The 24,552-nt window shown below is 62.1% G+C and carries 23 protein-coding genes; 8 read left to right on the forward strand and 15 right to left on the reverse strand.

Annotation, left to right across the window (positions count from 1 at the left end; all coding sequences use genetic code 11):
• Positions 1-81: 81 nt before the first annotated feature.
• A complete protein-coding gene (locus tag AC07OT_RS14000) occupies positions 82-528 on the reverse strand; it encodes a DUF4879 domain-containing protein (protein WP_065938392.1) in 447 nt (148 codons plus the stop codon).
• Between the two features lie 188 nt (positions 529-716).
• Between AC07OT_RS14000 and AC07OT_RS14005 the strand changes: the two genes are divergently transcribed.
• Entirely contained in the window at positions 717-2,012 is a 1,296-nt protein-coding gene (locus tag AC07OT_RS14005; protein WP_053137959.1) for an NCS2 family permease, read from the forward strand.
• Positions 2,009-3,088 (forward strand): tRNA (uridine(54)-C5)-methyltransferase TrmA, encoded by a 1,080-nt coding sequence (trmA, locus tag AC07OT_RS14010; protein WP_495108319.1) that lies wholly within the window; start codon positions 2,009-2,011, stop codon positions 3,086-3,088. The genes AC07OT_RS14005 and trmA overlap by 4 nt, the downstream gene beginning before the upstream one ends.
• Here the strand turns inward: trmA and AC07OT_RS14015 are convergent.
• The 9 genes from AC07OT_RS14015 to AC07OT_RS14055 form a co-directional block, all read right to left on the reverse strand.
• Positions 3,071-3,538: a DUF2442 domain-containing protein gene (locus AC07OT_RS14015; protein WP_495108320.1), complete on the reverse strand. Its 468-nt coding sequence runs from the start codon at positions 3,536-3,538 to the stop codon at positions 3,071-3,073. The two genes, trmA and AC07OT_RS14015, sit on opposite strands and share 18 nt — an antisense overlap.
• Positions 3,535-3,963, reverse strand: a complete 429-nt coding sequence (locus AC07OT_RS14020) for a DUF4160 domain-containing protein (RefSeq protein ID WP_495108321.1) — start codon at positions 3,961-3,963, stop codon at positions 3,535-3,537. Before AC07OT_RS14020 ends, AC07OT_RS14015 begins: the two co-directional genes overlap by 4 nt.
• Before the next feature lie 135 nt (positions 3,964-4,098).
• Positions 4,099-5,427 carry a TolC family outer membrane protein gene (locus tag AC07OT_RS14025; protein WP_495108322.1) on the reverse strand — a complete coding sequence of 443 codons (1,329 nt, stop codon included), beginning with the start codon at positions 5,425-5,427 and terminating at the stop codon, positions 4,099-4,101.
• Positions 5,424-6,749: an HlyD family type I secretion periplasmic adaptor subunit gene (locus AC07OT_RS14030; protein WP_495108323.1), complete on the reverse strand. Its 1,326-nt coding sequence runs from the start codon at positions 6,747-6,749 to the stop codon at positions 5,424-5,426. The genes AC07OT_RS14025 and AC07OT_RS14030 overlap by 4 nt, the downstream gene beginning before the upstream one ends.
• Positions 6,746-8,482, reverse strand: coding sequence for a type I secretion system permease/ATPase (locus AC07OT_RS14035; protein WP_495108324.1), 1,737 nt, complete (start codon positions 8,480-8,482; stop codon positions 6,746-6,748). Before AC07OT_RS14035 ends, AC07OT_RS14030 begins: the two co-directional genes overlap by 4 nt.
• 174 nt (positions 8,483-8,656) lie before the next feature.
• Positions 8,657-9,277 (reverse strand): heme acquisition protein HasA, encoded by a 621-nt coding sequence (locus tag AC07OT_RS14040; protein ID WP_495108325.1) that lies wholly within the window; start codon positions 9,275-9,277, stop codon positions 8,657-8,659.
• A gap of 103 nt (positions 9,278-9,380) precedes the next feature.
• Positions 9,381-12,131 (reverse strand): TonB-dependent receptor, encoded by a 2,751-nt coding sequence (locus tag AC07OT_RS14045; protein ID WP_495108326.1) that lies wholly within the window; start codon positions 12,129-12,131, stop codon positions 9,381-9,383.
• A gap of 152 nt (positions 12,132-12,283) precedes the next feature.
• On the reverse strand, positions 12,284-13,282 hold the full coding sequence (locus AC07OT_RS14050) for a FecR family protein (RefSeq protein ID WP_495108327.1): 999 nt from the start codon (positions 13,280-13,282) through the stop codon (positions 12,284-12,286).
• Between the two features lie 63 nt (positions 13,283-13,345).
• Positions 13,346-13,867: an RNA polymerase sigma factor gene (locus tag AC07OT_RS14055; protein ID WP_065925006.1), complete on the reverse strand. Its 522-nt coding sequence runs from the start codon at positions 13,865-13,867 to the stop codon at positions 13,346-13,348.
• Positions 13,868-14,074: 207 nt separating this feature from the next.
• Here AC07OT_RS14055 and aroQ point away from each other — a divergent pair, with 207 nt between their 5' ends.
• Positions 14,075-14,524: a type II 3-dehydroquinate dehydratase gene (aroQ, locus tag AC07OT_RS14060; protein ID WP_010206717.1), complete on the forward strand. Its 450-nt coding sequence runs from the start codon at positions 14,075-14,077 to the stop codon at positions 14,522-14,524.
• Positions 14,521-15,369 (forward strand): shikimate dehydrogenase, encoded by an 849-nt coding sequence (locus AC07OT_RS14065; RefSeq protein ID WP_495108328.1) that lies wholly within the window; start codon positions 14,521-14,523, stop codon positions 15,367-15,369. Before aroQ ends, AC07OT_RS14065 begins: the two co-directional genes overlap by 4 nt.
• Positions 15,370-15,418: 49 nt before the next feature.
• On the opposite strand, the gene AC07OT_RS14070 is transcribed toward AC07OT_RS14065, so the two are convergent.
• A complete protein-coding gene (locus AC07OT_RS14070; protein ID WP_027605289.1) occupies positions 15,419-16,084 on the reverse strand; it encodes a TetR/AcrR family transcriptional regulator in 666 nt (221 codons plus the stop codon).
• Positions 16,085-16,164: 80 nt separating this feature from the next.
• On the reverse strand, positions 16,165-18,066 hold the full coding sequence (gene quiC / locus AC07OT_RS14075) for a 3-dehydroshikimate dehydratase QuiC (RefSeq protein ID WP_027605288.1): 1,902 nt from the start codon (positions 18,064-18,066) through the stop codon (positions 16,165-16,167).
• 223 nt (positions 18,067-18,289) lie between these two features.
• Here quiC and AC07OT_RS14080 point away from each other — a divergent pair, with 223 nt between their 5' ends.
• On the forward strand, positions 18,290-19,624 hold the full coding sequence (locus tag AC07OT_RS14080) for an MFS transporter (protein WP_115487543.1): 1,335 nt from the start codon (positions 18,290-18,292) through the stop codon (positions 19,622-19,624).
• Here the strand turns inward: AC07OT_RS14080 and AC07OT_RS14085 are convergent, their stop codons facing one another.
• Positions 19,625-20,503 (reverse strand): DMT family transporter, encoded by an 879-nt coding sequence (locus AC07OT_RS14085; RefSeq protein WP_027605286.1) that lies wholly within the window; start codon positions 20,501-20,503, stop codon positions 19,625-19,627.
• Positions 20,504-20,702: 199 nt separating this feature from the next.
• On the opposite strand from AC07OT_RS14085, the gene AC07OT_RS14090 reads away from it, so the two are divergent.
• From AC07OT_RS14090 to AC07OT_RS14100, 3 genes are read left to right on the forward strand one after another with little or no spacing between them, the layout of a single operon-like run.
• Positions 20,703-21,116 (forward strand): lipoprotein, encoded by a 414-nt coding sequence (locus AC07OT_RS14090; protein ID WP_368960404.1) that lies wholly within the window; start codon positions 20,703-20,705, stop codon positions 21,114-21,116.
• Positions 21,117-21,160: 44 nt separating this feature from the next.
• Complete coding sequence (gene ypfJ / locus AC07OT_RS14095) at positions 21,161-22,048, forward strand: KPN_02809 family neutral zinc metallopeptidase (RefSeq protein WP_495108329.1); 888 nt, start codon at positions 21,161-21,163, stop codon at positions 22,046-22,048.
• On the forward strand, positions 22,049-23,026 hold the full coding sequence (locus AC07OT_RS14100) for an alpha/beta hydrolase (RefSeq protein ID WP_495108330.1): 978 nt from the start codon (positions 22,049-22,051) through the stop codon (positions 23,024-23,026).
• On the opposite strand, the gene AC07OT_RS14105 is transcribed toward AC07OT_RS14100, so the two are convergent.
• Both AC07OT_RS14105 and tesB read right to left on the reverse strand, forming a co-directional pair.
• Complete coding sequence (locus AC07OT_RS14105; RefSeq protein ID WP_141156073.1) at positions 23,016-23,645, reverse strand: HAD family hydrolase; 630 nt, start codon at positions 23,643-23,645, stop codon at positions 23,016-23,018. The genes AC07OT_RS14100 and AC07OT_RS14105 overlap by 11 nt on opposite strands.
• Complete coding sequence (tesB, locus tag AC07OT_RS14110) at positions 23,642-24,511, reverse strand: acyl-CoA thioesterase II (protein WP_027605282.1); 870 nt, start codon at positions 24,509-24,511, stop codon at positions 23,642-23,644. The genes AC07OT_RS14105 and tesB overlap by 4 nt, the downstream gene beginning before the upstream one ends.
• Between the last annotated feature and the right edge of the window lie 41 nt (positions 24,512-24,552).

Here is a 24,552-nt window from a genome sequence, read left to right on the forward strand (position 1 = left end):
TGGTGTACATCCGCGGCGTTCAGGAAAGTCGCCGTCTCAGGGGTACGACTTCCCGGGATTTTGAGCGTTCAAGCTGATTGATCAGCGGATATTGAGCAGGGTCTTCAAGGTGTTCCGCGGGCCGTTGATCGACGAGTTGCTGTATTCGAACCAGCCTTGGGCCTGGACATTCAGGTCAAATACATAGATGTAGCCCATCAGCGTGCCTGCCCCGCTGCAGGCCTCGCTGACGCTGCCGACCTGGCACACGGGCGTACGTTGCCCGTTCAGTTCGGCACCATTGAAGCGCCCCATCGGGTTGTTACCCAGGCCGACTTCCATCACCGACACTTGGGTGGGCCCACGGTGCGTGCACATCTGGGTGCTTTGCGCGCGTTCCGGGATGGTTTCCGTGCAGTGCGCCGATTCGACCTTGAATACGCGCACCTCGCTCAAGGGCGGTGCAGTCGCGCCCCACACCGGTGCCGCGCCCAACCACAGGCCGAGACAGGGGATCAGGGCTAGACTCCACGCGTTGGCTTTTTTCATGCTGTCGATGACCCGCTGTTGAACGTCGCCGCAGTATGCCTCAAGGCCATGCGCCACACAGCCTCGGCTGCTGGTATGATGCGCCGCTTTTTCCGATCCTCTCTGGAATCACAGGCGCTTGGCGCAGTTTGTGCTTTGACTTAGAGGTCAACAAATAACGACGCAACATAGCGTCACAGGGAGCAGGCATGCTGGAAAAGCTGTTTCAACTCAAGGCACACAACACCAACGTGCGCACCGAGATCCTCGCGGGCATCACGACATTCCTGGCCATGGCCTACATCCTGTTCGTGAACCCGAGCATCCTCGGCGAGACCGGCATGGACAAGGGCGCGGTGTTTGTCGCGACGTGCCTGGCGGCGGCCATCGGTTCGACCGTGATGGGCCTGATCGCCAACTACCCGATCGCGCTGGCACCGGGCATGGGCCTCAACGCCTTCTTTACCTACACCGTGGTGTTGCACATGGGTCACACCTGGCAGGTTGCGCTGGGTGCGGTATTCATTTCGGCGGTGCTGTTCTTCCTGCTGTCGATCTTCCGTATCCGTGAGTGGATCATCAACAGCATTCCCCTGCCCCTGCGTTCGGCGATTGCCGCCGGTATCGGCCTGTTCCTGGCACTGATCGCCCTGCACAACGCCGGGATCGTGGTCGGCAACCCCAACACCCTGGTTGGCATGGGCGACCTGACCAAGCCGGCGCCTATCCTGGCCATCCTCGGCTTCATGCTGATCGTTGCGCTGGAAGCCCTGGCCGTACGCGGCGCGGTGCTGATCGGCATCCTGGCGGTGACCATCGTCTCCATTCTGCTGGGCGTCACCGCGTTTGGCGGCGTGATGTCGATGCCGCCGTCCCTGGCCCCGACCTTCCTGCAGCTGGATATCAAGGGCGCGCTGGACATCGGCCTGGTCAGCGTGATCTTCGCCTTCCTGTTCGTCGACCTGTTCGACAACTCCGGCACCCTGATCGGCGTGGCCAAGCGCGCCGGGCTGATGGGCAAGGACGGCCACATGCCGAAAATGGGCCGTGCGCTGATCGCCGACAGTACCGCCGCCATGGCCGGTTCCCTGCTGGGTACGTCGACCACCACCAGCTACATCGAATCCGCTGCGGGCGTAAGCGCCGGTGGCCGTACCGGCTTGACCGCCATCGTGGTGGCGATCCTGTTCCTGCTGGCGCTGTTCTTCTCGCCGCTGGCCGCCAGCGTACCGGCCTTCGCTACCGCGCCGGCGCTGCTGTTCGTCGCCGTATTGATGACCTCAGGCCTGGCCGAAATCGACTGGGATGACATTACCGTTGCAGCGCCGGTGGTGATCACCGCCCTGGCGATGCCCTTCACTTACTCCATCGCCAACGGCATTGCCTTCGGTTTCATCGCCTGGACCGCCATCAAGCTGCTTTCGGGCCGCTACCGTGAGCTCAACCCGGCACTGGTGATTCTGTCGATTCTGTTCGTGATCAAGCTGGGCTGGTTCAACGCATGACTTTTGACGCCGCACGCTACACCGCTCAACTGCAAGACAAGGTCACGCGTTTGCGTGACCTGTTGGCACCGTTCGACGCACCCGAGCCGCAGGTCTTCGAGTCGCCGCTGCAGAACTTCCGCCTGCGGGCGGAGTTCCGCCTGTGGCGCGAAGGCGGTGAACGCCACTACGCGATGTTTTCCCAGGACGACAAGCGCACGCCAATCCTGATCGAAGCGTTCCCCATCGCCAGCCAGCGCATCAACCAGTTGATGCCCCAGCTCAAGGCCGCCTGGCAAGCCAGCGCTGCCCTGAGCCACAAGCTGTTCCAGGTGGAGTTCCTCACCACCCTGGCCGGCGACGCGATGATCACCCTGTGTTATCACCGCCCGCTGGACGAGCACTGGCACACGGCGGCGAATAAGCTGGCGACTGAATTGAATGTGAGCATCATCGGCCGCTCCAAGGGCAAGCGCGATGTGATCGGCCACGACTACGTGGTGGAAAAACTCGACGTCGCCGGCCGCACTTTCAGTTACCGCCAACCCGAAGGCGCCTTCACCCAGCCCAACGGCACGGTGAACCAGAAGATGCTCAACTGGGCATACGAAGCCTTGGGCGATCGCCCGGATGACTTGCTGGAGCTGTATTGCGGCAACGGCAACTTCACCCTGCCCCTGGCCACCCGTGTGCGTAAAGTGCTGGCTACCGAGATCAGCAAGACCTCGGTGAATGCGGCCCTGAGCAACCTCGATGAAAACGCGGTGGGTAACGTCACCCTGGTGCGCCTCTCCGCCGAAGAGCTCACCGAAGCGCTGAACGAAGTGCGCCCATTCCGTCGCCTGCACGGCATCGACCTGAAGAGCTATGAATTCGGTAGCGTATTCGTCGACCCGCCCCGCGCCGGCATGGACCCGGACACCTGCGAACTGACCCGACGCTTCGACAATATCCTGTACATCTCCTGCAACCCGGAGACGCTGGCGGCGAACATTGCGCAACTGCATGACACCCACCGCATTACCCGGTGTGCGATGTTTGACCAGTTCCCCTGGACGCACCATATGGAATCCGGTGTGTTATTGACCCGGCGGTAATTCAGCGTCCTCAGGTTCCTTCTTGCGTGGCCGGCCGCCCTTCTTGCCATTGGCGCGGGCGGCGGCGGATTTGGCGGCGCTGCTCTTGCGACCGTTGCGTGACGCTACCAGGCTGGTGGCCAGGTCCATCAGCGGCTGGCTTGTGGCGATCAGGCCCGTGATCGAAACATCCAGATCCTGAGCCTCACAGCTAATAGCCTTGCCACCGAAACTGACTTCCAACTGCTGGAAATCTTCCTCTGAAAACCCTTCGAACTCCGGCAGCCCTGCCACCGGCAGCATGACGCGACTGCCGTCGCTGAAACCGATGGAAATGCAGTCGTCTACATAACGCACATTGCTGGCGTTGGCGTACAGGCGCTTTAGCCTGCGGCCACGGGCGATTGCCTTGTCGATGTCAACGTCAGTGAGAGGTACATAAGGTATGACTTTGGCTTTTACGATTTTCATAAATTAATCCCCACGCAATCTGGCGCTCTTACCAGATTCAAAATAGTCCGTTGCGCTACAGCGTCGTGCCAGGCGCTTGCGATGACGTAGACACCACGTCGAATGACTAACCCTGGAACCAATTCACTGGTGTCCCAGTTCCATGAATGGTTCTCCAGGCAAACCGTTTGCAGTTTTTCCCACCAAATCCTGCGTGCCCGTGCCAGATAATGTCGCTGCATGATTACCTCGCGTATTTCCTTCAGAACCGCAGTGGGTGGCCGCCTCCGTTCAGGCTCTACGTCCCACAACTCAACGTCCCCATCCAAAAAACTAAAACGAAACCGCGCATCCCACTCCTTGCCCCTGACATGTACATGAGGCGGACAATGCTCGTCCCTGATAAACACCGAGATGACATACCCCTTGTAAGCACCTACTTTCATCGTAACCCATCCGTTAGGTTATTTTCCGCCAGGTAACAATTTCCCCCTGCCACCCGACAACCGGCTCCCTATTCCCGAAGCTGTTTCACAGATTAGTAACCACAAAAAACCCGGCGAATGCCGGGTTGTAACCACTCATGCCGAAGGCTGGAAGTACCCCGCCAAGGCCTGCAAGTCCTGCTCGCTCAGCAACCCCGCGTAATACTTCAACTGAATCCTGGCCAGCAGATACGCATGCCGCGCATTGGCCAGGTCGCGGCGGGCAGTGAAGAGTTGTTGTTCGGCGTCGAGCACGTCGAGGTTGACCCGCTCACCGCCGCTGACGCTCTTTTTGGTCGCAGTGACCAGCGCGGTGGCGGAGCTGACGGCCATCTCGTAGGCACGCACTTTCGCCGCGCCACTGGTGTTGAGGTTGAACTGCTTGCGCAGCTCCACCAGCGTCGCCGAGGTATGTGCGTCCAGCTCGTATTGGGCCTGGGACAGTTGATTGGCCGCCTGGCGCGTAGAGGCCGACACCGAGCCGCCGGCAAACAACGGCAGGCTGACCTGGATACCGACGCTGTTGGTGTCGTACTTCTGGTTGTAGCTGCTTTCCGAATCGGAGCTGGTCTGGCGGCTGCTGGCGTACAGGCTGACCTTGGGCAAGTGGCCGGCGCGTTTACGCTCCACTTCGTAAGAGGCCACGTCCAGCGCGTGGTGCTGGGACTTGAGTTCCGGGTTGTTGGCCATGGCCAGTTCACGCCAGGTTTCGAAGCGATTGGGCTCCAGCGGCGGGATGTCGAATTGACGGGCCAGGGGTGCCAGCGCGTCGATCTGCAACGGTTGGCCGACAATCGCTTCCAGCTCGCGCAAGGCGCTGTCCTGGGCGTCCAGCGCCTCGATTTCCTCCGCCTGGGCCAGGCTCAAGCGCGCCTGGGTTTCGAGTACATCGGTGCGCGTGCCTTCACCACCTTTGAGCAGGCGATCATTGAGTTGCAGGCGTTCGGCATACGCACGTTTCTGCGCACGGCTCAACTCGATGCGTTCCTGCGCCAGCAGCGCCTGGCTGTAGGCACTGAGCACGCGCACGGCCAACTCCTGACTCTTGCCGCGAAAACGCTCATCGGCCATCAACGCCTGGGCCGTGCCTTGACGAAAGCGCGCATAGGCTTCGTAGTCCAGCAACGGTTGCTGCAAGGTCAGGGTCGAGGCGTAGCTGCGGTAATCACGGTCGCTGGTGACATCGCCAACGGCGGTGCTTTGGGTAACTTCGGATTCGTTGCGCGAGTTGTTATAGCTCCAGGACAGGTTCGGCAATAACGCTGCACGGCCGATCACGCGGTTCTCTTCACCGGCCTCGCGTTCCTGGATGGCGGCCTGGAAGGTCGGGTCATTGCGCAGGGCGAGGTCATAGGCGTCGAGCAAACCCAAGGCATGTGCCGCCGGTGTAACGCTCAGGCACAGGGTCAAAAACAGCGCCTTCATTCTTCCACCAGGGCCATGTGGGTACGGTCCAGCAAGGGTTTGAACAGGTAGTTGAGCATCGAACGCTCACCGGTCTTGATGAAGGTTTCCACCGGCATGCCCGGACGAATCCGCACGCCGTCCAGTTGTTGCATGCCCGCCGCACTGACCTGGGCGCGCACGGTGTAATAAGGCTCGTCGGTGCGCTCATCGACCTGGCGGTCGGCGGAGACCAGCGTCACCTCACCGGCCACCCGTGGGGTAGTGGCCTGGTTGAACGCCGAGAACAGCAACTCCACCGGTAGGCCCGGATGCACCTTGTCGATCATTTGCACCGGCACCCGCGCTTCCACCCACAGCGGTTCGCCCTGGGGCACGATGTCCATCAGGGCCTGGCCGGGCTTGGTCACGCCGCCTTCGGTGTACACCTCCAACCCCACCACCACCCCCGAGGCCGGCGCCCGCACCAGGCTGTTGGCCAGTTCGAACTCGGCCGACGCCAGGCGGTTACGCAGGTCATCGCTGCGGGTACGGGTCTCGGCCAACTGGCCGCGCAGGTCTTTCTGGAACTCTTCGCCGAGCTGGCGGATGCGCAGGCGCAGTTCCACAACCTGGCGCTGCAACTGGCCGATGCGCCCGTAGTCTTCGGCAATCGTGCCGTCGACCTGGGCGTACAGGCGCTCGCTGTCGAGCAGGCGATTGCGCGGGATATAGCCATCGCGCGCCAACTCGCGCAGCCCTTGCAGTTGCTCATTCAATGCCGCGCGTTGCTGCAGCTTGCTCGCCTGGGAATCCCGCGTGCCGCGCAACTGCGCCTCGGCGCCGGCGATGGTTTCGCGCAGGCCTTGCTGCTCGGTGGCCAGCGCCTGGGCGCGGCTGGTGAACAGTTGCCGTTGCAGGTTCAAGGTGTTGGCGGCCTCCGGCTCGTTGAGCAATTCAGGACCGAAGGTGATGGCGGGCAGCCCTTCGCTTTCCGCACTCAAGCGCGCCTCACTGGCCAGGGACGCCAGGTACTGGCTGCGCAGCGACTGCATCTGCCCGCGCAAGGGTGTTTCCTTCAAGCGCAGCAGCACCTGGCCGGCGTTGACCACATCACCGTCACGCACCTCGATACGCTCGACGATCCCCCCGGCAGGATGCTGCACGGTCTTGCGATGGCCAGAGACCATGACCTTGCCCGACACCGCCACGCCCTTGTCCAGCGGCGCCAACGCGGCCCAGCCGATAAATCCGGCAAAGCCGCCGAGCACCAACAACCAGCCCAGGCGCGAATATTTTTTGTCATCCAGCGTCAACACCGTGTGAGGGCGGTCGCTGACCAGCACCGGCTTACTCATGCTCATGCCTGTTTTCCTTCACCGAGGCGGTAGCTCATGCTCAGGGTCGACACCGGTTTGGAAGCTGCCGGTTTCTGCCGCGCCTCCAGCACCCGCGCCGTCGGACCAAAGGCCTGCAACTGGCCGTCCTTGAGGATCAGCAACTGGTCGGTCAGGCTCAGTACATTGGCTTTGTGGGTAATCAGGATCACCGTGCGGCGCTGCTGCTTAAGCTGGGTGATGGCCTGGAGCAGGGCCTGCTCGCCCACCTCGTCGAGGTTGGCGTTGGGCTCATCCAGCACGATCAACGCCGGCAGGCCGTACAGCGCACGGGCCAGGGCCACGCGTTGCTTTTGCCCACCGGACAACCCCGCACCGCCCTCCCCCAATTGCGTGTCATAGCCTTGGGGCAGTTGCAGGATCAGTTCATGTACGCCGGCCATTTTCGCGGCGGCCAGGACGTTGTCGCTATCCAGTTCGGCAAACCGCGCGATGTTGTCGGCGATGCTACCGGCGAACAATTGAATGTCCTGGGGCAGGTAGCCGATGTGCGGGCCGAGTTGCTGTTTGTCCCACTGGACCAGGTCGGCGCCGTCCAGCCGCACCTTGCCGGCCAGTGGTGCCCAGGCGCCCACCAGCACCCGCGCCAGGGTGGATTTGCCGCAGCCGGAAGGCCCGATCACGCCGAGCACATCCCCCGCGGGCAGGTTAAACCCCAGGTTCACCAGTGCAGGCCGACGGCTGCCGGGGGCGCAGGCGCTGATTTGCTCGACGCTCAACTGGCCCTTGGGCACCGGCAGGTTCATGCGCGGCGGTCGCGCCGGGTTGGCCGCCAGCAGCTGCGACAGCCGCTCGTACGCCAGGCGCGCCGAGCCCCATTGTTTCCAGACGCCGATCAGTTGGTCGATGGGGCTCAGCACCCGCCCCATCAGGATCGAGCCGGCAATCATCATCCCCGGCGTGATGTCGCCCTGCACCGCCAGCAACGCGCCCAGGCCGAGTACCAACGACTGCAACCCCAGGCGTACGCCCTTGGACCAGGCGGTGACGGCGGCGGTCTTTTCACTGGCCAGGTTTTGCTGGGCGAGGAACGCCTGGTGCTGGTTGAACCAACGCCCGCGCAAAGTGGCGAGCATGCCCATGGCTTCGATGCTGTCGGCATTGCGCAGGTTGGCCGTGGCCTGCTGGCTGGCGTGGATGGACAGTTGGCTGGCCTCGGCCATCGGCGCCTGGCTGACATGGTGGTTGATCCACGCCAACGCGATCAGTATCGCCGCGCCGCCCAGCGCCAGCAGGCCAAGCCAGGGGTGGAACAGGAAGATCACCAGCAGATACACCGGAAACCACGGCGCATCGAAAAACGCGAACAGCGCCTGGCCGGTGGCGAACTGGCGCAAGGTGGTCAGGTCATGCAACGCCTGGCCTGCCGCCTGGGTGCCGCCCTTGAGTTGCGCTTCGAACGCGGCGTCATAGACTCGCTGGTTCAGGCGCATGTCCATCTGCGTGCCGAGGCGGATCACCACCTGGCTGCGCACCCACTCCAACGCGCCCATCAGGCCGAACAGGCCGAGGATCATCAACGTCAGCATGAGCAGGGTCATCTGATTACCCGACGCCAGCACCCGGTCGTACACCTGCAGCATGTACAGCGCCGGGGCCAGCATCAGCAGGTTGATCACCGCCGAGAACAGGCCGATGTTGAAGAAGCCACTTTTATAGGCCGTGAGGGCGGCCAGGGTTTCGTTGCCGACGTGGCGCATCTGGGGATTCTCGTGGGGTTGAACGTGCAGCGTCGCCGCGTTGACAGCCGATACGGCGCTGCGCAGAATTCGGCACCGCCGTCGCCGGAAGAGTTAGAAGGCTTGGGCGACGGCGGTGTAATGCAGCGAATGGGAGAGCGATCTTCCATTCGCTTTTTTCAGGCGGCAGCAGGTTCAGGCAGCGAGTGCCCAGTCCTGTGCCACGTCCTGCACGCCCACCAGGGCAACATCGGTGGACACTGCGCTGGCGTGTGCCGCCAGGCCCGCCGACACTTCGTCGAAGGTGCTGGCAGTGGACAGGCCGAAGTCGTCGAGCAGGTTGTTGAGCACGGTTTCCAGCGCGGCGGTGTTGCCCTGCATCAAACCGTAGATCACGCTTTGTACGTCGTTGCCAGCCCGGCCGGCGCCCTCGGCAGCGCTCAGGTCGAGGCCGTTGAACGCGACCTTGAAGTCGCTCAGGGAGAAGTCGCTGCCATTGCCGCCGCCCAGGCCTGTGCCCAGTTGCACGTTATCCAGGTCGCCCCACAGGTAGTGGTTCAGGTTGCTGCTGGCGGGCAACGACGGGTTGAACACATAGTGCAGGCCATTGCTGGTATCGCTGTCGGCGATGAACGCGTACTCGGAGTTGTCGGCGCCGTGGGTCGAATACTGGTCGCCGCTGAGGGTGCCGTTGCTGAAGCCGCCGGTGTTGCTGGTGCCGTGCCCTGCAGTGTTGAACCCCACTGCCCAGGAGCTCAGGTAGTCCGATACCGACAGAGAACCCAGGCCCGAATCGTAGCTAACAGAAATAGTCATCGCTAAACCTCGTTAAACAACGTTGTTGATGAGCACGCCGGTGCGGCGCGCCTTTTTGCCCACCCATGGGCAAAACCGTTGATCAAGTGCCTGCGCACGCTGATCAGAATTTGTATTCCAACATGCCGCTCAGGGTTCGCCCGCGCGCCAGACTGAGGTTGTTGGCGTCGCCCATGGCGACGAAATAGGCTTCATCGGTGGCGTTTTCCAACGCCAGTGCAATGTTCAGTTGATCCGTCATCCAGTAACTGGCGTACAGGTCATAGAGCGTGTACTTGGGCCACATCGCCTGATCCATCAGCTCGTAGCCCTGCTGATTGAGGTTTTCGCCGTTGCCCGAGCTGTAGCGCACACGCACACCCGTATCCAGGCGTTTTTCCAGGAAGCGCGTACCCAGGGTCAGCGAGCCGCGATCGGCTGGCATGTACGTGGCGTTCCCCATGATTCGCCCGCAGCTTTCCTTGTTGTTGGCGACGTCGTCATCCAACACTTCATAGGTGGTGACCGGCCGTATGCCGATGCGCCCATCCGGCAGGGTGAAACGCTCCAGGCGAGTAGTCCTTGGCCCGGTGGTCTTGGCACCGCCCATGTAATAGTTCTTCGAGCAGAACTCATTGCTGCCGATCATGTGGGTGTAGCTGAGGTTGGCGTACGCGCGCCCCATGTCGTAATTGAGCTGGTATTCGACCCCGCGAAAACGCGTCGGGTTGGTGTTATTGACGTAAGCCATGGTCCCGAGAAATCCACCCACCTGGGTTTCCGGCAAGCTGACGCTGGTGTTGAGGAAAGAGAAATTTTCGATCCGGGTATCGAAGTACGCCACCTTCATGCCGAGGCGATCGTCACTGAAAAACAAGCCTTCCTTGAAGACATTCATGCCCACTTCCCAATCCCGTGATTCTTCAGGCTTGAGGTAGGGGTTGGGAAATACGCGCTCTCCCGAACCGCCACCGTGGGGCCGGCCGGTCATGAAGGTTTCGGTCACCGCCGGTGGCCGCCAGCCCTTGCCCCACCGGGTATAGAGTTGCAGCCAGTCCACGCCCGGCTTTACCGCAAGACCGAAGGTGGGGGAAAACTGGCCTTCCTCACGGTCGACCTCCATCACTTCCGAGACACGCCTGGCGCCGACAAGGCTGTTGTAGAAGCGATCACGCCGGTACAGGGTCATGCCGGTTTCGCCTTCGAGCCGATAGCGGTCATAACGCAAGCCCGCATCCAGGGTCAGCCAGCCGCCATATTCGTACTGCGCGTTGTTGAACAGGCTGGCGATGGTGCGTTTGCCCCCTGGCGTGCTGCCCTCTGCGTAAGGCAACAAGCCCAGGTTGTTGGTGGCTTCAACTTTGTTGGTGCGGGGCTTGAACTCGTCCTGATACAGCTCCACCCCGTAGTTCCAGGTGACATGCCCCTGTTCGCCGAAATCGAACCGCGAGGTGTTGTCACCCTGCAGGCCCCAGGTGTCGGTCTGGAAGTGATCGGTATAGGCGCCGACGTAGTTACCGGTACCTGGCGACGACAGGTTGGGAGCGTTGCTGCGATCCATCTGGGTGGTGACGTAATAGAGCTTGGCCTTGAGATCGATCAGCGGGTTATCCGGGCTGTAGCTGTAGTCCAGCGCGACGTTTTTGGCGTTGAGGTTGTTTTTGCTGGTGCGTACGTAGTAGGTGCTCTGAAGGTCGTTGGCGATATAGCCCCAGGCATCGTTACTGTCGGTGTCGGTTTCCAGGTAGCTCAACTGCACGCGCTGGTCGTTGGGCAGGTTCAGGCCGAACTTGACGATCTGCGAGCGGGTCACGCTGCCGGTGTCGCCGACTTCGCTGTTCAACCAGTCGTCGAAGGCCGCAGGGGCAGATGACCTGGCGCGCAGGTTGGTGCCCAGGTTGTCGTCGTTGTGCCTGCCGGCGCGGTAGTTACCGAAATGCCGCTCGCTGTAGCCCAGCACGACATCACCGCGCTCATCACCAAAGGCAAACACGCCACTGCCGTTGAAGTCGGTGCCGTTACCCAGCTCACCAATGCCGCTGCCGGCGCGAAGGCGGCCGCCGTAGTCCTTGCCGTCCTTGAGGAACTCACTGGCATCCAGGGTCTTGAACGAAGCAATGCCGCCCAGTACGGCCGCACCGCCCTGCCCCGACTGGCTGCCTTTGTCGATCTCGATGCTGGAGATGAACTCCGGGTCGATCAGCATGGTGCCGTTGCGCTGCTGGTGGCCGTTGACGTTGAAGTTCTGGCGCATGCCGTCGATGTTCATGTTCACCCGGCCATAGTCCTGCACACCGCGAATATTCACCGACAGGCCAGGGTCGCGCTGGTTGACGGCGGTGTAGACACCGGCGGTTTCTTCGAGCATGTCGGCGGCGTGACGGGGCGGACGTTTATCGATCATGTCGCGGCTGATCACCGCCACGGACTTTGGGGTCTGGTACACCCAGTCGCTGGCCTGGCCGTTGGTGTTGCCGGTGATGGTGGTGGTGCCCACGGTCATGGCGCCGTCGGGGTCGTCGCTGACACGGTTGAGGGTGACCTGGCGCTCACCGGTAAAGCGGTACTCCACCGGCGTGGCACCGAGCAAACGGCCAAGCCCTTCCTGCACGCTGAAGCTGCCTTTGAGCGCGGTGCTGCGCAAGCCTTGCAGGCGCGGGCTGTCGAACAGCACCTGCAGACCGGCCTGGTCGGCAAAGGCCAATACGGCACTGCCCAAGGATTGCGCCGGGACATCGAACACCCGCACCGCCGACTGGGCAGCGTCCACCTGAGGCTGCACCGCATACACGGGAGCGGCCGCGGCGAACAGCCCCAAGTGGATGGCCAGGGCTAACCGGCTACCGGTGATACGCCCCTTGGTGAGTGCTGACATTTCTGGTTTCCCTGCGCTGATCGTATGTTTGTTTATGCGAATGCTTCTCACCTAGCAAGACGTACGAGGCGCAGGAAGTCAGTAAGGTTTTTTAAAAAGTTTTTGCACAGGGGGGGGTTTAAGCGGGTGAGAGCAGGCCTCCCACCGGGTCATCAATAGATCAGGCTGAGGCCTGCCAAGTCCAAGCGTTGCACTTGAAGTTCCTGGGTGAGCGTTCCGAGGGCGCTGTCGAGCATGTCGAGACGGAAGACGCCGCTGACTTCGCGCTCGCCCAAATCGGAATGGGTCAACACCACCCGCCCCGGACGGTAGCGATTGAGCTGCTCAATAACCTTGGCCAGGGGCTGGCGATCAAAGATCAGCACGCCGCGTCGCCAACTGGTGGCACGGTCTACATCAAATTGATCCAGGGGCACCACGCCCTCCTGGGCGTTGTAGCGCGCAGCCTGGCCCTCCTGGAGCACCCGATCGCTCGGGCCTTTTTTCGGCGAGGCGTGCAAAGACACTTCGACGCTGTGCTGCAAAACGCCCACCCACGCCCGGCGTTCGGCCTCGCGCTCCACCACAAACCGCGTGCCCAACGCCCGCGTCTGCCCGCCGGCGCTCTGCACCACGAACGGACGGGTCTCCTGACCCACCATCGGCGCCACATCAAAAATCGCCGAGCCCTGGATCAGGCTGATACGCCGCTGCACGCCGTCGTAATCCAGGCGGATGGCACTGGCGGAATCCAGCTCCACCGTGCTGCCATCGGCCAAGTGCACGGTGCGTACCTCGCCCTTTTGGGTGACATAGTCGGCCTGCATGCGCAGCCAGGCGTCCGGCCCGCGCAGCCAGCCGACGCCGGCCACCACCACGACCAGCGCGACCGCCGCCGCACGTTGCCAGGGCCTGCGCCGCAGGGAGCGACGCACAGGCAGCGCTGCGGTCGCGGGGTGCTGGCGGTGAACGCTCTCGTCCTTATGCACCTCGCCCAACGCCGCCCAGGTCTGTTCGGCAAAGCGCAGCGCCGCTTCGTGGCGGCTGTCGCAGGCGATCCACTGGCGCAGCTCGGCCTGCTCCTGGTCGGTCAGGGCACCGGCGTGCAGGCGCACCGCCCACTCGGCGGCCTCCTCGGTGATGCTGTGCTGTTGCGGACCCTGGCTATTCACGTGTGAATCTCGAATTTTTCGTTATATGACGCTGTGACGTCTGAGCTGAGGTTTTTCCGTAATTCATTCGTCGGCTGGCTCCACCTCGCCGTCCTGCAAGCGCTGCATCACATACGCCAGCGCCTTGGCCAGGTGTTTTTGCACGGAGCTGTCGGAGATATCCAAATGCCGGGCGACCTGGGCGTGGGTCATGCCCTCTATACGGTTCAGACGGAAGATCTGCTGGGTGCGTTCCGGCAATTCCGCCAACGCCTGCTTCAATGCCTGTCGCTGTTGCTGCGCCATTGCCTGAGCCTCCAACCCGGCCACTTCATCTTCAATCTCGGCCAGCGCCTCATGGGGCACGGAGTCTGTCTTGCGCCGCGCTTCCTGGCGAATATGGTCGATCAGCAGATTGCTCGCCGTTCGATAGAGATAGCCCTGGGAGTTGTCGATACGCTCGCCGGCGGGTTTTTCCGCCAGGCGCAGGAAGCTCTCCTGCACCAGGTCGGCCGCCAACTGCGGGTCCCGTACCTTGCGCGCCAGATACCCGCGCAGGGTATCGGCGTGCTTGAGAAACAGGCCCTTGAGATCCACGTCCGACAAACCGACTCCCTGGAATGTAAAGGAAACAGGCGGGCATCTTAAGCGTTGTCGAGAATGATTTTCAATTGATATCTAATCTGATTCGAGCGCCGGACACGTCTGATTAACGGTTCGGTAATCGAACACATCTGCCGTCATCAATTGACCAAATTAACTAACCAGTACATTTTATCCCCACAACCAACAAGAACTGTGGAGATCCCCCGTATGCCGCCCATCGTGCTGGTGCTCAACGGCCCCAACCTCAACCTGCTCGGCACCCGCGAACCCGCCACCTACGGCCACGAAACCCTGGCCGACGTGGCCGCTCTATGTGGCCGCAGCGCAGAACAACTGGGGCTGAAAATCGAATTTCGCCAGACCAACCACGAAGGCGAACTGCTCGACTGGATCCACGGCGCCCGCGCCCGCTGCGCCGGTATCGTGATCAACCCGGCAGCCTGGACCCACACCTCGGTGGCGATTCGCGACGCCTTGGTGGCCAGTGAAGTGCCGGTGATCGAGGTGCACTTATCCAACGTGCATGCGCGCGAGGCGTTTCGGCATCACTCGTTTGTGTCGCCCATCGCCAAGGCGGTGCTCGCAGGCTTTGGCAGCCATGGCTACCACTTGGCCCTGGAACATTTCAGCCAGTTGTTGAAGGGGTCGGCCCGATGAAACCGCGCATCCTCGCCGGCCTGATCGGCGCCGGCATCCAGGCCTCCCGCACCCCCGCCTTGCATGAACAGGAAGGCGACGCCCAAGGTTTGCGCTACCTGTATCGCCTGATTGACCTTGAGCCCCTGCACCTGGACATCAACGCCCTGCCCGACCTGCTGGACGCTGCCGAGTTGATGCACTTCACCGGGTTGAACATTACCTACCCGTGCAAGCAGGCAATCCTGCCGTTGCTCGATGATTTGTCCGACGAGGCCCGAGGCATCGGCGCGGTCAACACCGTGGTCTTCAAGGACGGCAAGCGCATCGGCCATAACACCGACTGCCTGGGATTTGCCGAAGGCTTTCGCCGCAACCTCAACGATGTGCCGCGCCAACGCGTGGTGCAGATGGGCGCGGGTGGTGCCGGTGCTGCGGTGGCGCATGCACTGCTGGCCGAAGGTGTGGAACAGTTGAGCGTCTTCGACGTGGACGCCAGCCGCGCCCGCGACCTTGTGGATAACCTCGCCCAGCGTTTCGGCGCCGGTCGCGCCCAGGTCGGCACCCACCTTGAGAACGCCATGGCCGAGGCCGATGGCCTGGTCAACACCACGCCCATGGGCATGGCCAAGCTGCCCGGCACACCGGTGCCAGCGGCCCTGCTGAGAACCGAACTGTGGGTGGCTGAAATTGTGTATTTCCCGCTGGAAACCGAACTGCTGCACGATGCCCGCGCCTTGGGCTGCCGCACCCTGGATGGCGGCAACATGGCGGTTTTCCAGGCGGTAAAGGCGTTTGAGTTGTTCAGTGGCGAGGTGCCGGATGCGCAGCGGATGCTCGCGCACTTCAAGAGCATGAACAGCTGAAAAGTGGGAGGGGGGGCAAGCGCCCTCCCACATGGGGTCAGCAGTGTACTCAGGCCTGCAGGTAGCGCAGCACCGATTCGCAAATCATCTCGCGATGCCGTTGTTTAACCGCCTCATCCGACAGGTCGATCTGAAAGATCTCACTGAACGTATGGCGGTTGGACACCCGGTAAAAGCTGAATGAGTTGATCAGCAGGTGCACGTCCAACGGTTCCAGCCCTTCACGGAACAGCCCCATCTCGGCGCCCCGGCGCAACGTCACCCCTAGCCCCTCGAGGATTTTACTGTTCATCGCCTTGATGGTTTCGGTGCGTTTGACGTACTCGGCATTGTGGATATTTTCGATGCTGACGATACGCACGAAATCGACGTTCTGATCGTGGTGATCGAAGGTGAACTCCACCAGCCGCCGGATCGCCTCACGCGGTTCAAGGGCGGTGAGGTTCATCCGCGTTTCGGTGTTGCGAATATCGCCGTAGAGCTTCTCCAGCACCTCGACGTACAACTGCTCCTTGCTGCCGAAGTAGTAATAGATCATGCGTTTGGAGGTATGGATGCGCTCGGCGATGGCATCCACGCGAGCGCCGGACAGGCCCTGCTGAACAAACTCGACGATGGCTTCCTGGAGAATGTTCTCGCGGGTCTTTTCCGGGTTGTTCTTACGACTCTTGCGCGGTGCGTCGGACACCGCGGGGAGTTCGGGACTTGAGGTCATGGTGCGCTCACGGCCATTTTTATTGTGCAGGCCGCGATTATGGGCCGAGGCGTCCTACGAAGGAAGCACCAGGCCCACCGTTATAAACGCGCCTGGCGCACAGCGCCGCTGCGGGATTTGGCCATCGCCGCCAGGCGCACCGCTACGTTGGCCGCGCCGTAGCCGGCGTAACCGTTCTTGCGTTGGATGATCTCGAAGAAAAACCGTCCTTCGAAGGGCTCGGTGTACACATGAAACAACTCACCGCCCTGGGCGTCACGGTCGTACAACACGTTGTAGTACGCCAGTTCGCTGAGGAACTCATCATCGAAATCAAAGCGCGCGGCCAGGTCATCGTAGTAGTTGAGCGGAATATCCAGCAGCGGCACCCCGGCCTCCTTGGCACGGCGCACTTCGGCAAAAATATCCGCGCAGTCAAAGGCAATGTGATGCACACCCGAGCCGCGATAGCTCGACAACGCGTGGGAAATCGCGGTGTTGCGGTTCTCGGAAATATTCAGCGGTAAGCGAATCGAGCTGCAACGGCTGCGCAGCGCACGGCTTTTCACCAGGCCGTAGGGGTCGGGCAGCACCACTTCGTCATCGGCTTCGAAATCCAACAGGCTCTTGTAGAACAGCACCCAGCTGTCGAGGCTGTCGGCCGGCAAGGCCATGGCCATATGGTCGATGCGCAGCAAACCACCGCCGGCAGCGCTGGACGCTTGCAGATTGAAATCGGTGTCGTAGATCCCGCCCTCACTCTGATCCACCAGGTAAATCAGGCTGCCGTCCGGCGCACGCACTGCCGCCAGCTCCAGCTCATTGGGCCCGACCAGGCCGCGGTAGGGCTGGCCTTTGTAGGCCACCGCCCGTTCCAGGGCCTTGGCGCTGTCCTTGACCCGAATCGCCGTGGCGCACAACGATGGCCCATGGGCCTCGAAAAAGTTATGCGCAAAGGAATAGGGTTCGCAGTTGAGGATCAGGTTGATGTCACCCTGGCGCAGCAGGCTCACGCTCTTGGAGCGGTGCTGGCCGGCCTTGACGAAACCCAGGCGTTCCAGCCAATGGGTGAGCTTGGCGCCGAGGTTTTCATCCACGGCGAATTCGAGGAACTCGATACCGTCGTACTCGCTGGCCGCCGGGGTATCAAACAGAATCTCGACAGGTTGCGCGGGCGCCTCCTGTTGCAGGCGCTCGCGGGTTTTCTCTTCCAGGTAGAGCAGGGAGCGCAGGCCATCTGCCGCATTCGCACGGGTTGGCGCGGCGCGGAAGCCATCGTTGAAAATTTCCAGGGACAACGGCCCGGTGTAGCCGCTCTTGATGATCGGCGCGAGGAACCCCGCCAGGTCGAATTCACCCTGGCCGGGGAAGCAGCGAAAATGCCGGCTCCACTCCAGCACATCCATGGCCAAGATCGGCGCGTCGGCCATTTGCACAAAGAAGATCTTGTCGCCGGGGATCTGCGCGATGGCGCTCGGGTCGCCCTTGAGCGACAGCGTGTGGAAGCTGTCGAGCAACACCCCAAGGCTCGGGTGATCGACCTGGCGCACCAGGTTCCACACCTGCTGCCAGGTGTTTACATGCTTGCCCCAGGCCAACGCCTCATAGCCAATGCGCAGGCCGCGACGACCGGCGTGTTCGGCCAACAGGCCGAGGTCGTCGAGCAGGATGCGTTCATCCCCGACGCAATCGGCCGAGGCATTGCTGCACACCAGCACCAGGTCGGTGCCCAGTTCCTGCATCAGGTCGAACTTGCGCTCGGCGCGCTCCAGGTTGCGCGCCAGGCGATCGCGGCGGCAGCCTTCAAAGTCGCGAAACGGCTGGAACAAGGTGATGGCGATGCCGAGGTCGGCGCACATCTGCCTGACCTCACGGGGGCTACCGTCGTAATACAACAAGTCGTTTTCGAAGATCTCGACCCCATCGAACCCGGCGGCAGCAATGGCTTCGAGCTTTTCCGGCAGGGTACCGCTCAAGGACACGGTGGCGATGGAACGTTGCATGGGCGACTCCCGGCAATTGTTGTTTGTGGCAAATTATTCGCCCCCAGACTACCCGCAGCAATTAAAATGTACGAACCGGTTAGTTTTTGGTGCGATTATCGAACACTAAGCCTCTTTGGCGAATTGACGATTTTTTAGCCACTGCGCACCATCAATCACGCAGCGACACCCAAAAGAAGACCCACAACACCTCATAAAAATTTCAAAAAACGGGTACAACCACATGCCTTCGCAAAACTCCGCCCTGGCCGCGCGCCCGGGCACCCCGCACGCCGGCATCGGCGACAAGATCCGCGGCGCCCTCGCCGTGGGTAAAACCCGCTGGGGCATGCTGGCCCTGGTGTTCTTTGCCACCACCCTCAACTACATCGACCGCGCCGCCCTGGGCGTGATGCAACCGATCCTGGCCAAGGAAATGAGCTGGACGGCGATGGACTACGCCAATATCAACTTCTGGTTCCAGGTCGGCTACGCCGTCGGTTTTGTGCTGCAAGGCCGCCTGATCGACCGCGTGGGCGTCAAGCGCGTGTTCTTCTGCGCCGTACTGCTGTGGAGCCTGGCCACCGGTGCCCATGGCCTGGCCACTTCGGCCGTCGGCTTTATGGTCTGCCGCTTTATCCTCGGGCTGACCGAAGCCGCCAACTACCCGGCCTGCGTGAAGACCACGCGCCTGTGGTTCCCCGCCGGTGAACGTGCGGTGGCCACCGGTATCTTCAACGCCGGTACCAACGTCGGCGCGATGATGACGCCGATGCTGCTGCCGCTGATCCTGCACGTGTGGGGCTGGCAGGCGGCGTTCCTGTGCATGGCGTCGCTGGGCGCGATCTGGCTGGTGTTCTGGGGCTTGAAGTACTACAACCCGGAAGACCATCCGAGCGTTAAACAATCCGAACTGGACTACGTGCAACAGCAAGTCGAACCGGAACAACCCGGCGTACCGTTCAGCCGCATCCTGCGCATGCGCGGCACCTGGGCCTTCGCCATCGCCTATGCGCTCACCGCACCGGTGTTCTGGTTCTACCTGTATTGGCTGCCGCCGTTCCTGAACCAGCAATACAACCTGGGCATCAACGTGACCCAGATGGGTATCCCGCTGATCATCATCTATCTGACTGCCGACTTCGGCAGTGTGGGCGGGGGGATTCTGTCGTCGTTCCTGATCGGCCGTGGGATGAACTCGATCAAGGCGCGGTTGCTATCGATGTTGCTGTTTGCCTGCTGCATCGTCGGCGTGATCATGGCCGCCGGCTCAAGCCAGCTATGGGTTGCGGTGTTTGCCATTTCCCTGGCCATCGGTGCGCACCAGGCGTGGACCGCCAACATCTGGAGCCTGGTGATGGACTACACGCCCAAGCACATGATGAGCACGGTGTTCGGTTTCGGCGGCATGTGCGCGGCCATCGGCGGCATGTTCATGACCCAGATCGTCGGCCACATCCTCACCGTCACCAACAACAACTACACCGTGTTGTTCACCCTGATCCCGGCGATGTACTTCATTGCGCTGACCTGGATGTACTTCATGGCACCGCGCAAGATTCCGACCGTAGACGCCTGATCACCTGCGCCGCTGCTGCCAGGCAGCGGCCAGACCGCTCATGCAGATCACCCCGATGCCGACCACCGTGGTCACATCGGGGGTATGGTTGAACACCAGCCAGCCCAACAACCCCGCGAAGACGATCTGGCAATAGCCGAACGGCGCCAGCAAGGCCGGTGCGGCAAAGCGGAACGCCTGGGTCAGCATCAAGTGGGCAGTCATCCCACAGGTGCCCAGCGCCAGCATCAGCACCCCGTGCCACAGCGTGGGCACCTGCCAGAAGAACGGCACCATCGCACTCATCACCAAGGTATTGCACAGCCCGGCGAAGAAGTTGCTGGTGGTGGGCGTGTCGTATTGGCTGAGGATGCGCGTAAGCAGTTGGTAGAAGCAGAAGAACAGCGCCGAACACAGCGGCAGCAACACCGCCGGCGTAAACAACTCACCGCCTGGGTGAATGATCACCAGCACGCCGACAAAACCGCAGATCACCGCCAGCCATTGGCCGCGTGTCACGTGCTCGCCAAGCAGCGGCACCGACAGCGCCGTCACCAGGATCGGCGCAAGGAAGTTCACCGCCGTGGCTTCCGCCAACGGGATGTAATGCAGCGCCGTGGTGAAAAACAGGCTGGTGCCCAACAGGCACAAGGCCCGCACCACCTGCATCCCCGGTCGTTTACTGCGCAGCACCCGCAAACCCGATTGCGGCAGGAAAATCCCGGCCATCAGCAAGGTATGCACCACGTAGCGCGCCCACACCACCATCACGATCGGGTAGAACCCGGCCAGGTATTTGGACAAGGCATCGTGGCTGGAGAACAGGAATGTCGCCAACACGATCAGCAAAATGCCTTTGAAGGGATGGTTGACGCCGGAAAGGGGGGTGCTGACAGTCATGGAATTCTCTTGCGTGGCGAGCGGAACGCTGAGCACTGAACGAAACAGCGCTCAACCCGGTAATCTAGCAGCCGGGCTGGAGTCTGCCCCAAGAGCATAACCAAACACCGGGCGAACAGCGCACTAAATCACTGGATTCGAGTCCAACGCAGCACCTTAGCCTGCGCATTGCATACTTTTTAACCAAGGCCTCGTTGCTATGAAAAAATTCCTCTTTGTTCTTTCTGCCCTTGCCCTGCTGACCGCCTGCGACCAGGCGTCCACGCCGGCGCCCAAACCTGCGCCGCCTTCCGTGCAGGCCACCCTGGTACCCGAAACCCCGCCCACGGATAAATGGGTCGGCAAATGGATCGGCGTCGAAGGCCTGCACCTGACCATCGCCAAGGACGACAGCATCGGCCGTGGCCATTACCTCCTGACCATGCAATACGGCCTCGACGCCGACGACTCGGGCACCTTCAAGGGTGAAGCGGCCGAAGACGGCATCGCCTTCACCCGTCCGGACGGCCCGCAACTCCTACGCGCCGGCGACGGAGAAGCGACCGGGCTGAAATGGCTGGCGGACAAAAAAGACTGCCTGATCGTCGCCACCGGCGAAGGCTATTGCCGTTAATACCGACCATACTCAATCACGGTTAGCACACAGAGGATTGCCCCATGCTATGGAAAAAAGGCCGACGCAGCGACAACGTGGTGGATGCCCGCGATGACAGTGGCGGCGGCGGTGGCGGGATGCGCTTTGGCGGCGGCAAGGGCCTGAGCCTGACCGCGATTGTGCTGATCGTCGGCATCGGCTGGCTGACCGGCCAGGACCCGATGCAGATCCTCGGCCAGTTGACCGGCCAGATGGAACAGGTGCCCTCGGTGAGCACGCAGTCGCGCCAGGCACCGCCGGCCAACGATGAGCAGGCCGACTTCGTACGCGCGGTGCTGGGCGATACCGAAGACACCTGGGGCCAGGTGTTCCAGGAAAACGGCCTGGCCTACAAGAACCCGAAGCTGATTCTGTTCCGTGGCCGGGTCAATTCCGCCTGCGGTGGCGCCACCTCGGCCAGCGGCCCGTTCTATTGCCCGGCTGATCAGCAGGTCTATCTGGACCTGGATTTCTTCCGGGAAATGTCCCAACGCTTCCAGGCCGCCGGCGATTTCGCCCAGGCCTATGTGATCGCCCACGAAGTCGGGCACCACGTACAAACATTGCTGGGCATTTCGTCGAAGATCCAGGCCGCACGCCAGCAAGGCCGGCCGATGCAAGGCGACGGTGGCCTGCTGGTGCGCCAGGAGCTGCAAGCCGACTGCTTCGCCGGTGTGTGGGCCAACCGTGCGCAAAAGCGCCTGAACTGGCTGGAGCCTGGCGATATTGAAGAAGCACTGAACGCCGCCAACGCCATCGGCGATGACCGTTTGCAGCAGCAGGGCCAGGGCCGCGTGGTGCCGGACTCGTTTACCCACGGCACCTCGGCACAGCGGGTGCGCTGGTTCAAGACCGGCTTCGCCCAGGGCCAGATCACTCAATGCGACACGTTCGCTGCCAAGAGCCTATAAATGAATCAACGATTGGGACTGCTGTTGGGCCTGTTGCTCATCTCATCATCCGCCTGGGCCGCCGAGCAGGGCGTCAAGGTGGTCAGCCCCGAGCGTTTTCATCTGGAGGCCGGCGATCTCAGCCTCGGCCTGAGCCAGGACTGGCGCCAGCCACTGCCCGACGTCACCCGCGCGTTGATCATCGTGCACGGGCGCCTGCGTAATGCGCAGACCTACCTGCAAAGCGGAATGGATGCCGCCGAACACGCAGGCGTTGGCCCCACCACATTGGTAATCGCGCCGCAGTTTCTCAATGGGGCCGACGTCAAGCGCAACCATCTGGGCAATCAGTTGCTGCGCTGGAAGGGCAATGACTGGATGGCCGGCGATGCCTCCACCGGCCCGGGCCAGATCAGCTCTTTCGGCGCCCTCGACCAGATCATCAAGCACCTGGGCAACCGCACGCTGTTCCCGGCGCTGAAGGAAATCGTGGTCGCCGGTCACTCCGGCGGTGGCCAGGTGGTGCAGCGCTTCGCCCTCACCGGCCACGCGCACCCGACCCTGCAAACCGAGGGCATCCGCCTGCGTTATGTGGTGGCCAACCCCTCGTCCTATGCCTACTTCAGCCCACAGCGGCCGGTTAGGTTCGATACCGCCAGTTGCCCGGGGTTCAACACCTGGAAGTACGGCATGCAGCACCTGCCGGCCTACGCCAACGGCCAAAGCGCCGAGCAGCTGGAACAAGCCTACGTATCACGCACCATCACTTACCTGCTGGGCCAGCAGGACACCGACCCGAACCACCCGGCGCTGGATAAAAGCTGCGAAGCCGAGACCCAGGGCACGTATCGGCTGATTCGTGGGCACAACTACTTTGACTACCTCAAGCAGCGCCATCCGCAATTGCGCCAGACGCTGGTGGAAGTGCCGGGGGTGGGGCATGACGGGGATGGGATGTTTACGTCGCCCGAGGGCCAGAAGGTACTGTTCACTCAGTAATACCTGACGAAACAGTCTCAAAATGTGGGAGCTGGATCATTCGGCGCAATGCAGCGCAATCTGCAGCATGCCAATCCGCCAGCTCCGGCCACGGGTTCTCCGGCAGGTTGACCAACACCGTCCGCGCCCCTGCCGCCCGGCCGCAGTCCAGGTCAAAACGGTAATCGCCGACCATCACCATCTCGCTCGGCGATACATCCCACGCCGCCGCCAATTTCAATAACCCACCCGGATCCGGCTTGGGCGGCGCATCGTCGCGCCCCAGCACGTCGTCCACGGCAAAGCAGTCCGCCAGGCCGATCGCCTCCAGGGTGATATGCGCCAACTCCCGCGCATTGCGAGTCAAAATCCCCAGGCGATAACCGCGCCCGGCCAGTTCGCGCACCAGCTCCACCGCGCCGTCCGCCGCGACGGAGCCCAGCGCCAGCTCGCGCTCATGTTCCAGCAACCAGGCGTGCTTAGCCGCTGCGATGTCCGCCGGTAATGCGGCAAGGTGAGTGAGGATGTCGTCCTCGGGAGGAATGTCCAGGGCCACGCGAATCGCCGCAAAATCATGCACCGCCACCGTCAGGGTGCCGTCCATGTCGAACACCCAGTGCTTAACGTCCGTCAGGCTCATGCCCAATCCTTGCGATGGCGGATCAAGCCTTCCTGGGTCACCGACGCCACCAGTTGCCCGGCGCGGTTGTACACGCTGCCACGGGAGAACCCACGGGAATTGCCGGCCCATGGGCTGTCCATGGCATACAGCAACCAGTCATCGGCACGCAGGTCGGCGTGGAACCACAACGCGTGGTCGAGGCTGGCGACCTGCATGTCTTTCTGCCACACGGTCTTGCCGTGGGGCAGCAACGAGGTGGTCAGCAGGCCGAAGTCCGAGGCGTAGGCCAGCAGGTATTTGTGCAGCGCCGGCGTATCCGCCAGGGCACCATCGGCGCGAAACCACACGTATTTGACCGGGTCGGACGGCTGCGGGTTGAACGGGTCTTTTTCGGTGACCGGGCGCACTTCGATGGGCTTGGGGCACAGCAGCTTGTCGCGCATATGCTCGGGGATCAGGTGCGCGCGCTGCTGGGTCAGCTCCAGCTCCGACGGCAGGTTTTCCGGGCCGACCACCACGGGCATGGTGGTCTGGTGCTCGAAGCCGGCCTCGTCGTACTGGAACGAAGCGCTGCAGGTGAAGATCGGGTGGCCCTTCTGGATCGCCGTCACGCGGCGCGTGCTGAAACTGCCGCCATCGCGTACACGGTCCACCGAGTACACCACCGGCAACTTCGCATCGCCGGGGCGCAGGAAATAGCCATGCAGGGAATGCACATGTCGCGCTTCTTCGACGGTCTGGCTGGCGGCCGACAGCGACTGGCCGAGCACCTGGCCACCGAACAGTTGGCGAAAACCCAGGTCCTGGCTGCGGCCGCGAAAGAGGTTTTCCTCGATCGGCTCCAGGGTCAGCAAGTCCACCAGATCTTCCAATACTTGGCTCATAGAGCAACTCCTACAACAATCGATAGGGCATTCCGGGCTGC

It is taken from the genome of Pseudomonas sp. GW821-FHT09C10, assembly GCF_059418085.1.

Bases quoted from the DNA above. Each gene is read 5' to 3' on its own strand.
- AC07OT_RS14000 (WP_065938392.1), bottom strand. From the start codon at position 528: ATGAAAAAAGCCAACGCGTGGAGTCTAGCCCTGATCCCCTGTCTCGGC.
- AC07OT_RS14005 (WP_053137959.1), top strand. From the start codon at position 717: ATGCTGGAAAAGCTGTTTCAACTCAAGGCACACAACACCAACGTGCGC.
- trmA (WP_495108319.1), top strand. From the start codon at position 2,009: ATGACTTTTGACGCCGCACGCTACACCGCTCAACTGCAAGACAAGGTC.
- AC07OT_RS14015 (WP_495108320.1), bottom strand. From the start codon at position 3,538: ATGAAAATCGTAAAAGCCAAAGTCATACCTTATGTACCTCTCACTGAC.
- AC07OT_RS14020 (WP_495108321.1), bottom strand. From the start codon at position 3,963: ATGAAAGTAGGTGCTTACAAGGGGTATGTCATCTCGGTGTTTATCAGG.
- AC07OT_RS14025 (WP_495108322.1), bottom strand. From the start codon at position 5,427: ATGAAGGCGCTGTTTTTGACCCTGTGCCTGAGCGTTACACCGGCGGCA.
- AC07OT_RS14030 (WP_495108323.1), bottom strand. From the start codon at position 6,749: ATGAGCATGAGTAAGCCGGTGCTGGTCAGCGACCGCCCTCACACGGTG.
- AC07OT_RS14035 (WP_495108324.1), bottom strand. From the start codon at position 8,482: ATGCGCCACGTCGGCAACGAAACCCTGGCCGCCCTCACGGCCTATAAA.
- AC07OT_RS14040 (WP_495108325.1), bottom strand. From the start codon at position 9,277: ATGACTATTTCTGTTAGCTACGATTCGGGCCTGGGTTCTCTGTCGGTA.
- AC07OT_RS14045 (WP_495108326.1), bottom strand. From the start codon at position 12,131: ATGTCAGCACTCACCAAGGGGCGTATCACCGGTAGCCGGTTAGCCCTG.
- aroQ (WP_010206717.1), top strand. From the start codon at position 14,075: ATGCCGCCCATCGTGCTGGTGCTCAACGGCCCCAACCTCAACCTGCTC.
- AC07OT_RS14065 (WP_495108328.1), top strand. From the start codon at position 14,521: ATGAAACCGCGCATCCTCGCCGGCCTGATCGGCGCCGGCATCCAGGCC.
- AC07OT_RS14070 (WP_027605289.1), bottom strand. From the start codon at position 16,084: ATGACCTCAAGTCCCGAACTCCCCGCGGTGTCCGACGCACCGCGCAAG.
- quiC (WP_027605288.1), bottom strand. From the start codon at position 18,066: ATGCAACGTTCCATCGCCACCGTGTCCTTGAGCGGTACCCTGCCGGAA.
- AC07OT_RS14080 (WP_115487543.1), top strand. From the start codon at position 18,290: ATGCCTTCGCAAAACTCCGCCCTGGCCGCGCGCCCGGGCACCCCGCAC.
- AC07OT_RS14085 (WP_027605286.1), bottom strand. From the start codon at position 20,503: ATGACTGTCAGCACCCCCCTTTCCGGCGTCAACCATCCCTTCAAAGGC.
- AC07OT_RS14090 (WP_368960404.1), top strand. From the start codon at position 20,703: ATGAAAAAATTCCTCTTTGTTCTTTCTGCCCTTGCCCTGCTGACCGCC.
- ypfJ (WP_495108329.1), top strand. From the start codon at position 21,161: ATGCTATGGAAAAAAGGCCGACGCAGCGACAACGTGGTGGATGCCCGC.
- AC07OT_RS14100 (WP_495108330.1), top strand. From the start codon at position 22,049: ATGAATCAACGATTGGGACTGCTGTTGGGCCTGTTGCTCATCTCATCA.
- AC07OT_RS14105 (WP_141156073.1), bottom strand. From the start codon at position 23,645: ATGAGCCTGACGGACGTTAAGCACTGGGTGTTCGACATGGACGGCACC.
- tesB (WP_027605282.1), bottom strand. From the start codon at position 24,511: ATGAGCCAAGTATTGGAAGATCTGGTGGACTTGCTGACCCTGGAGCCG.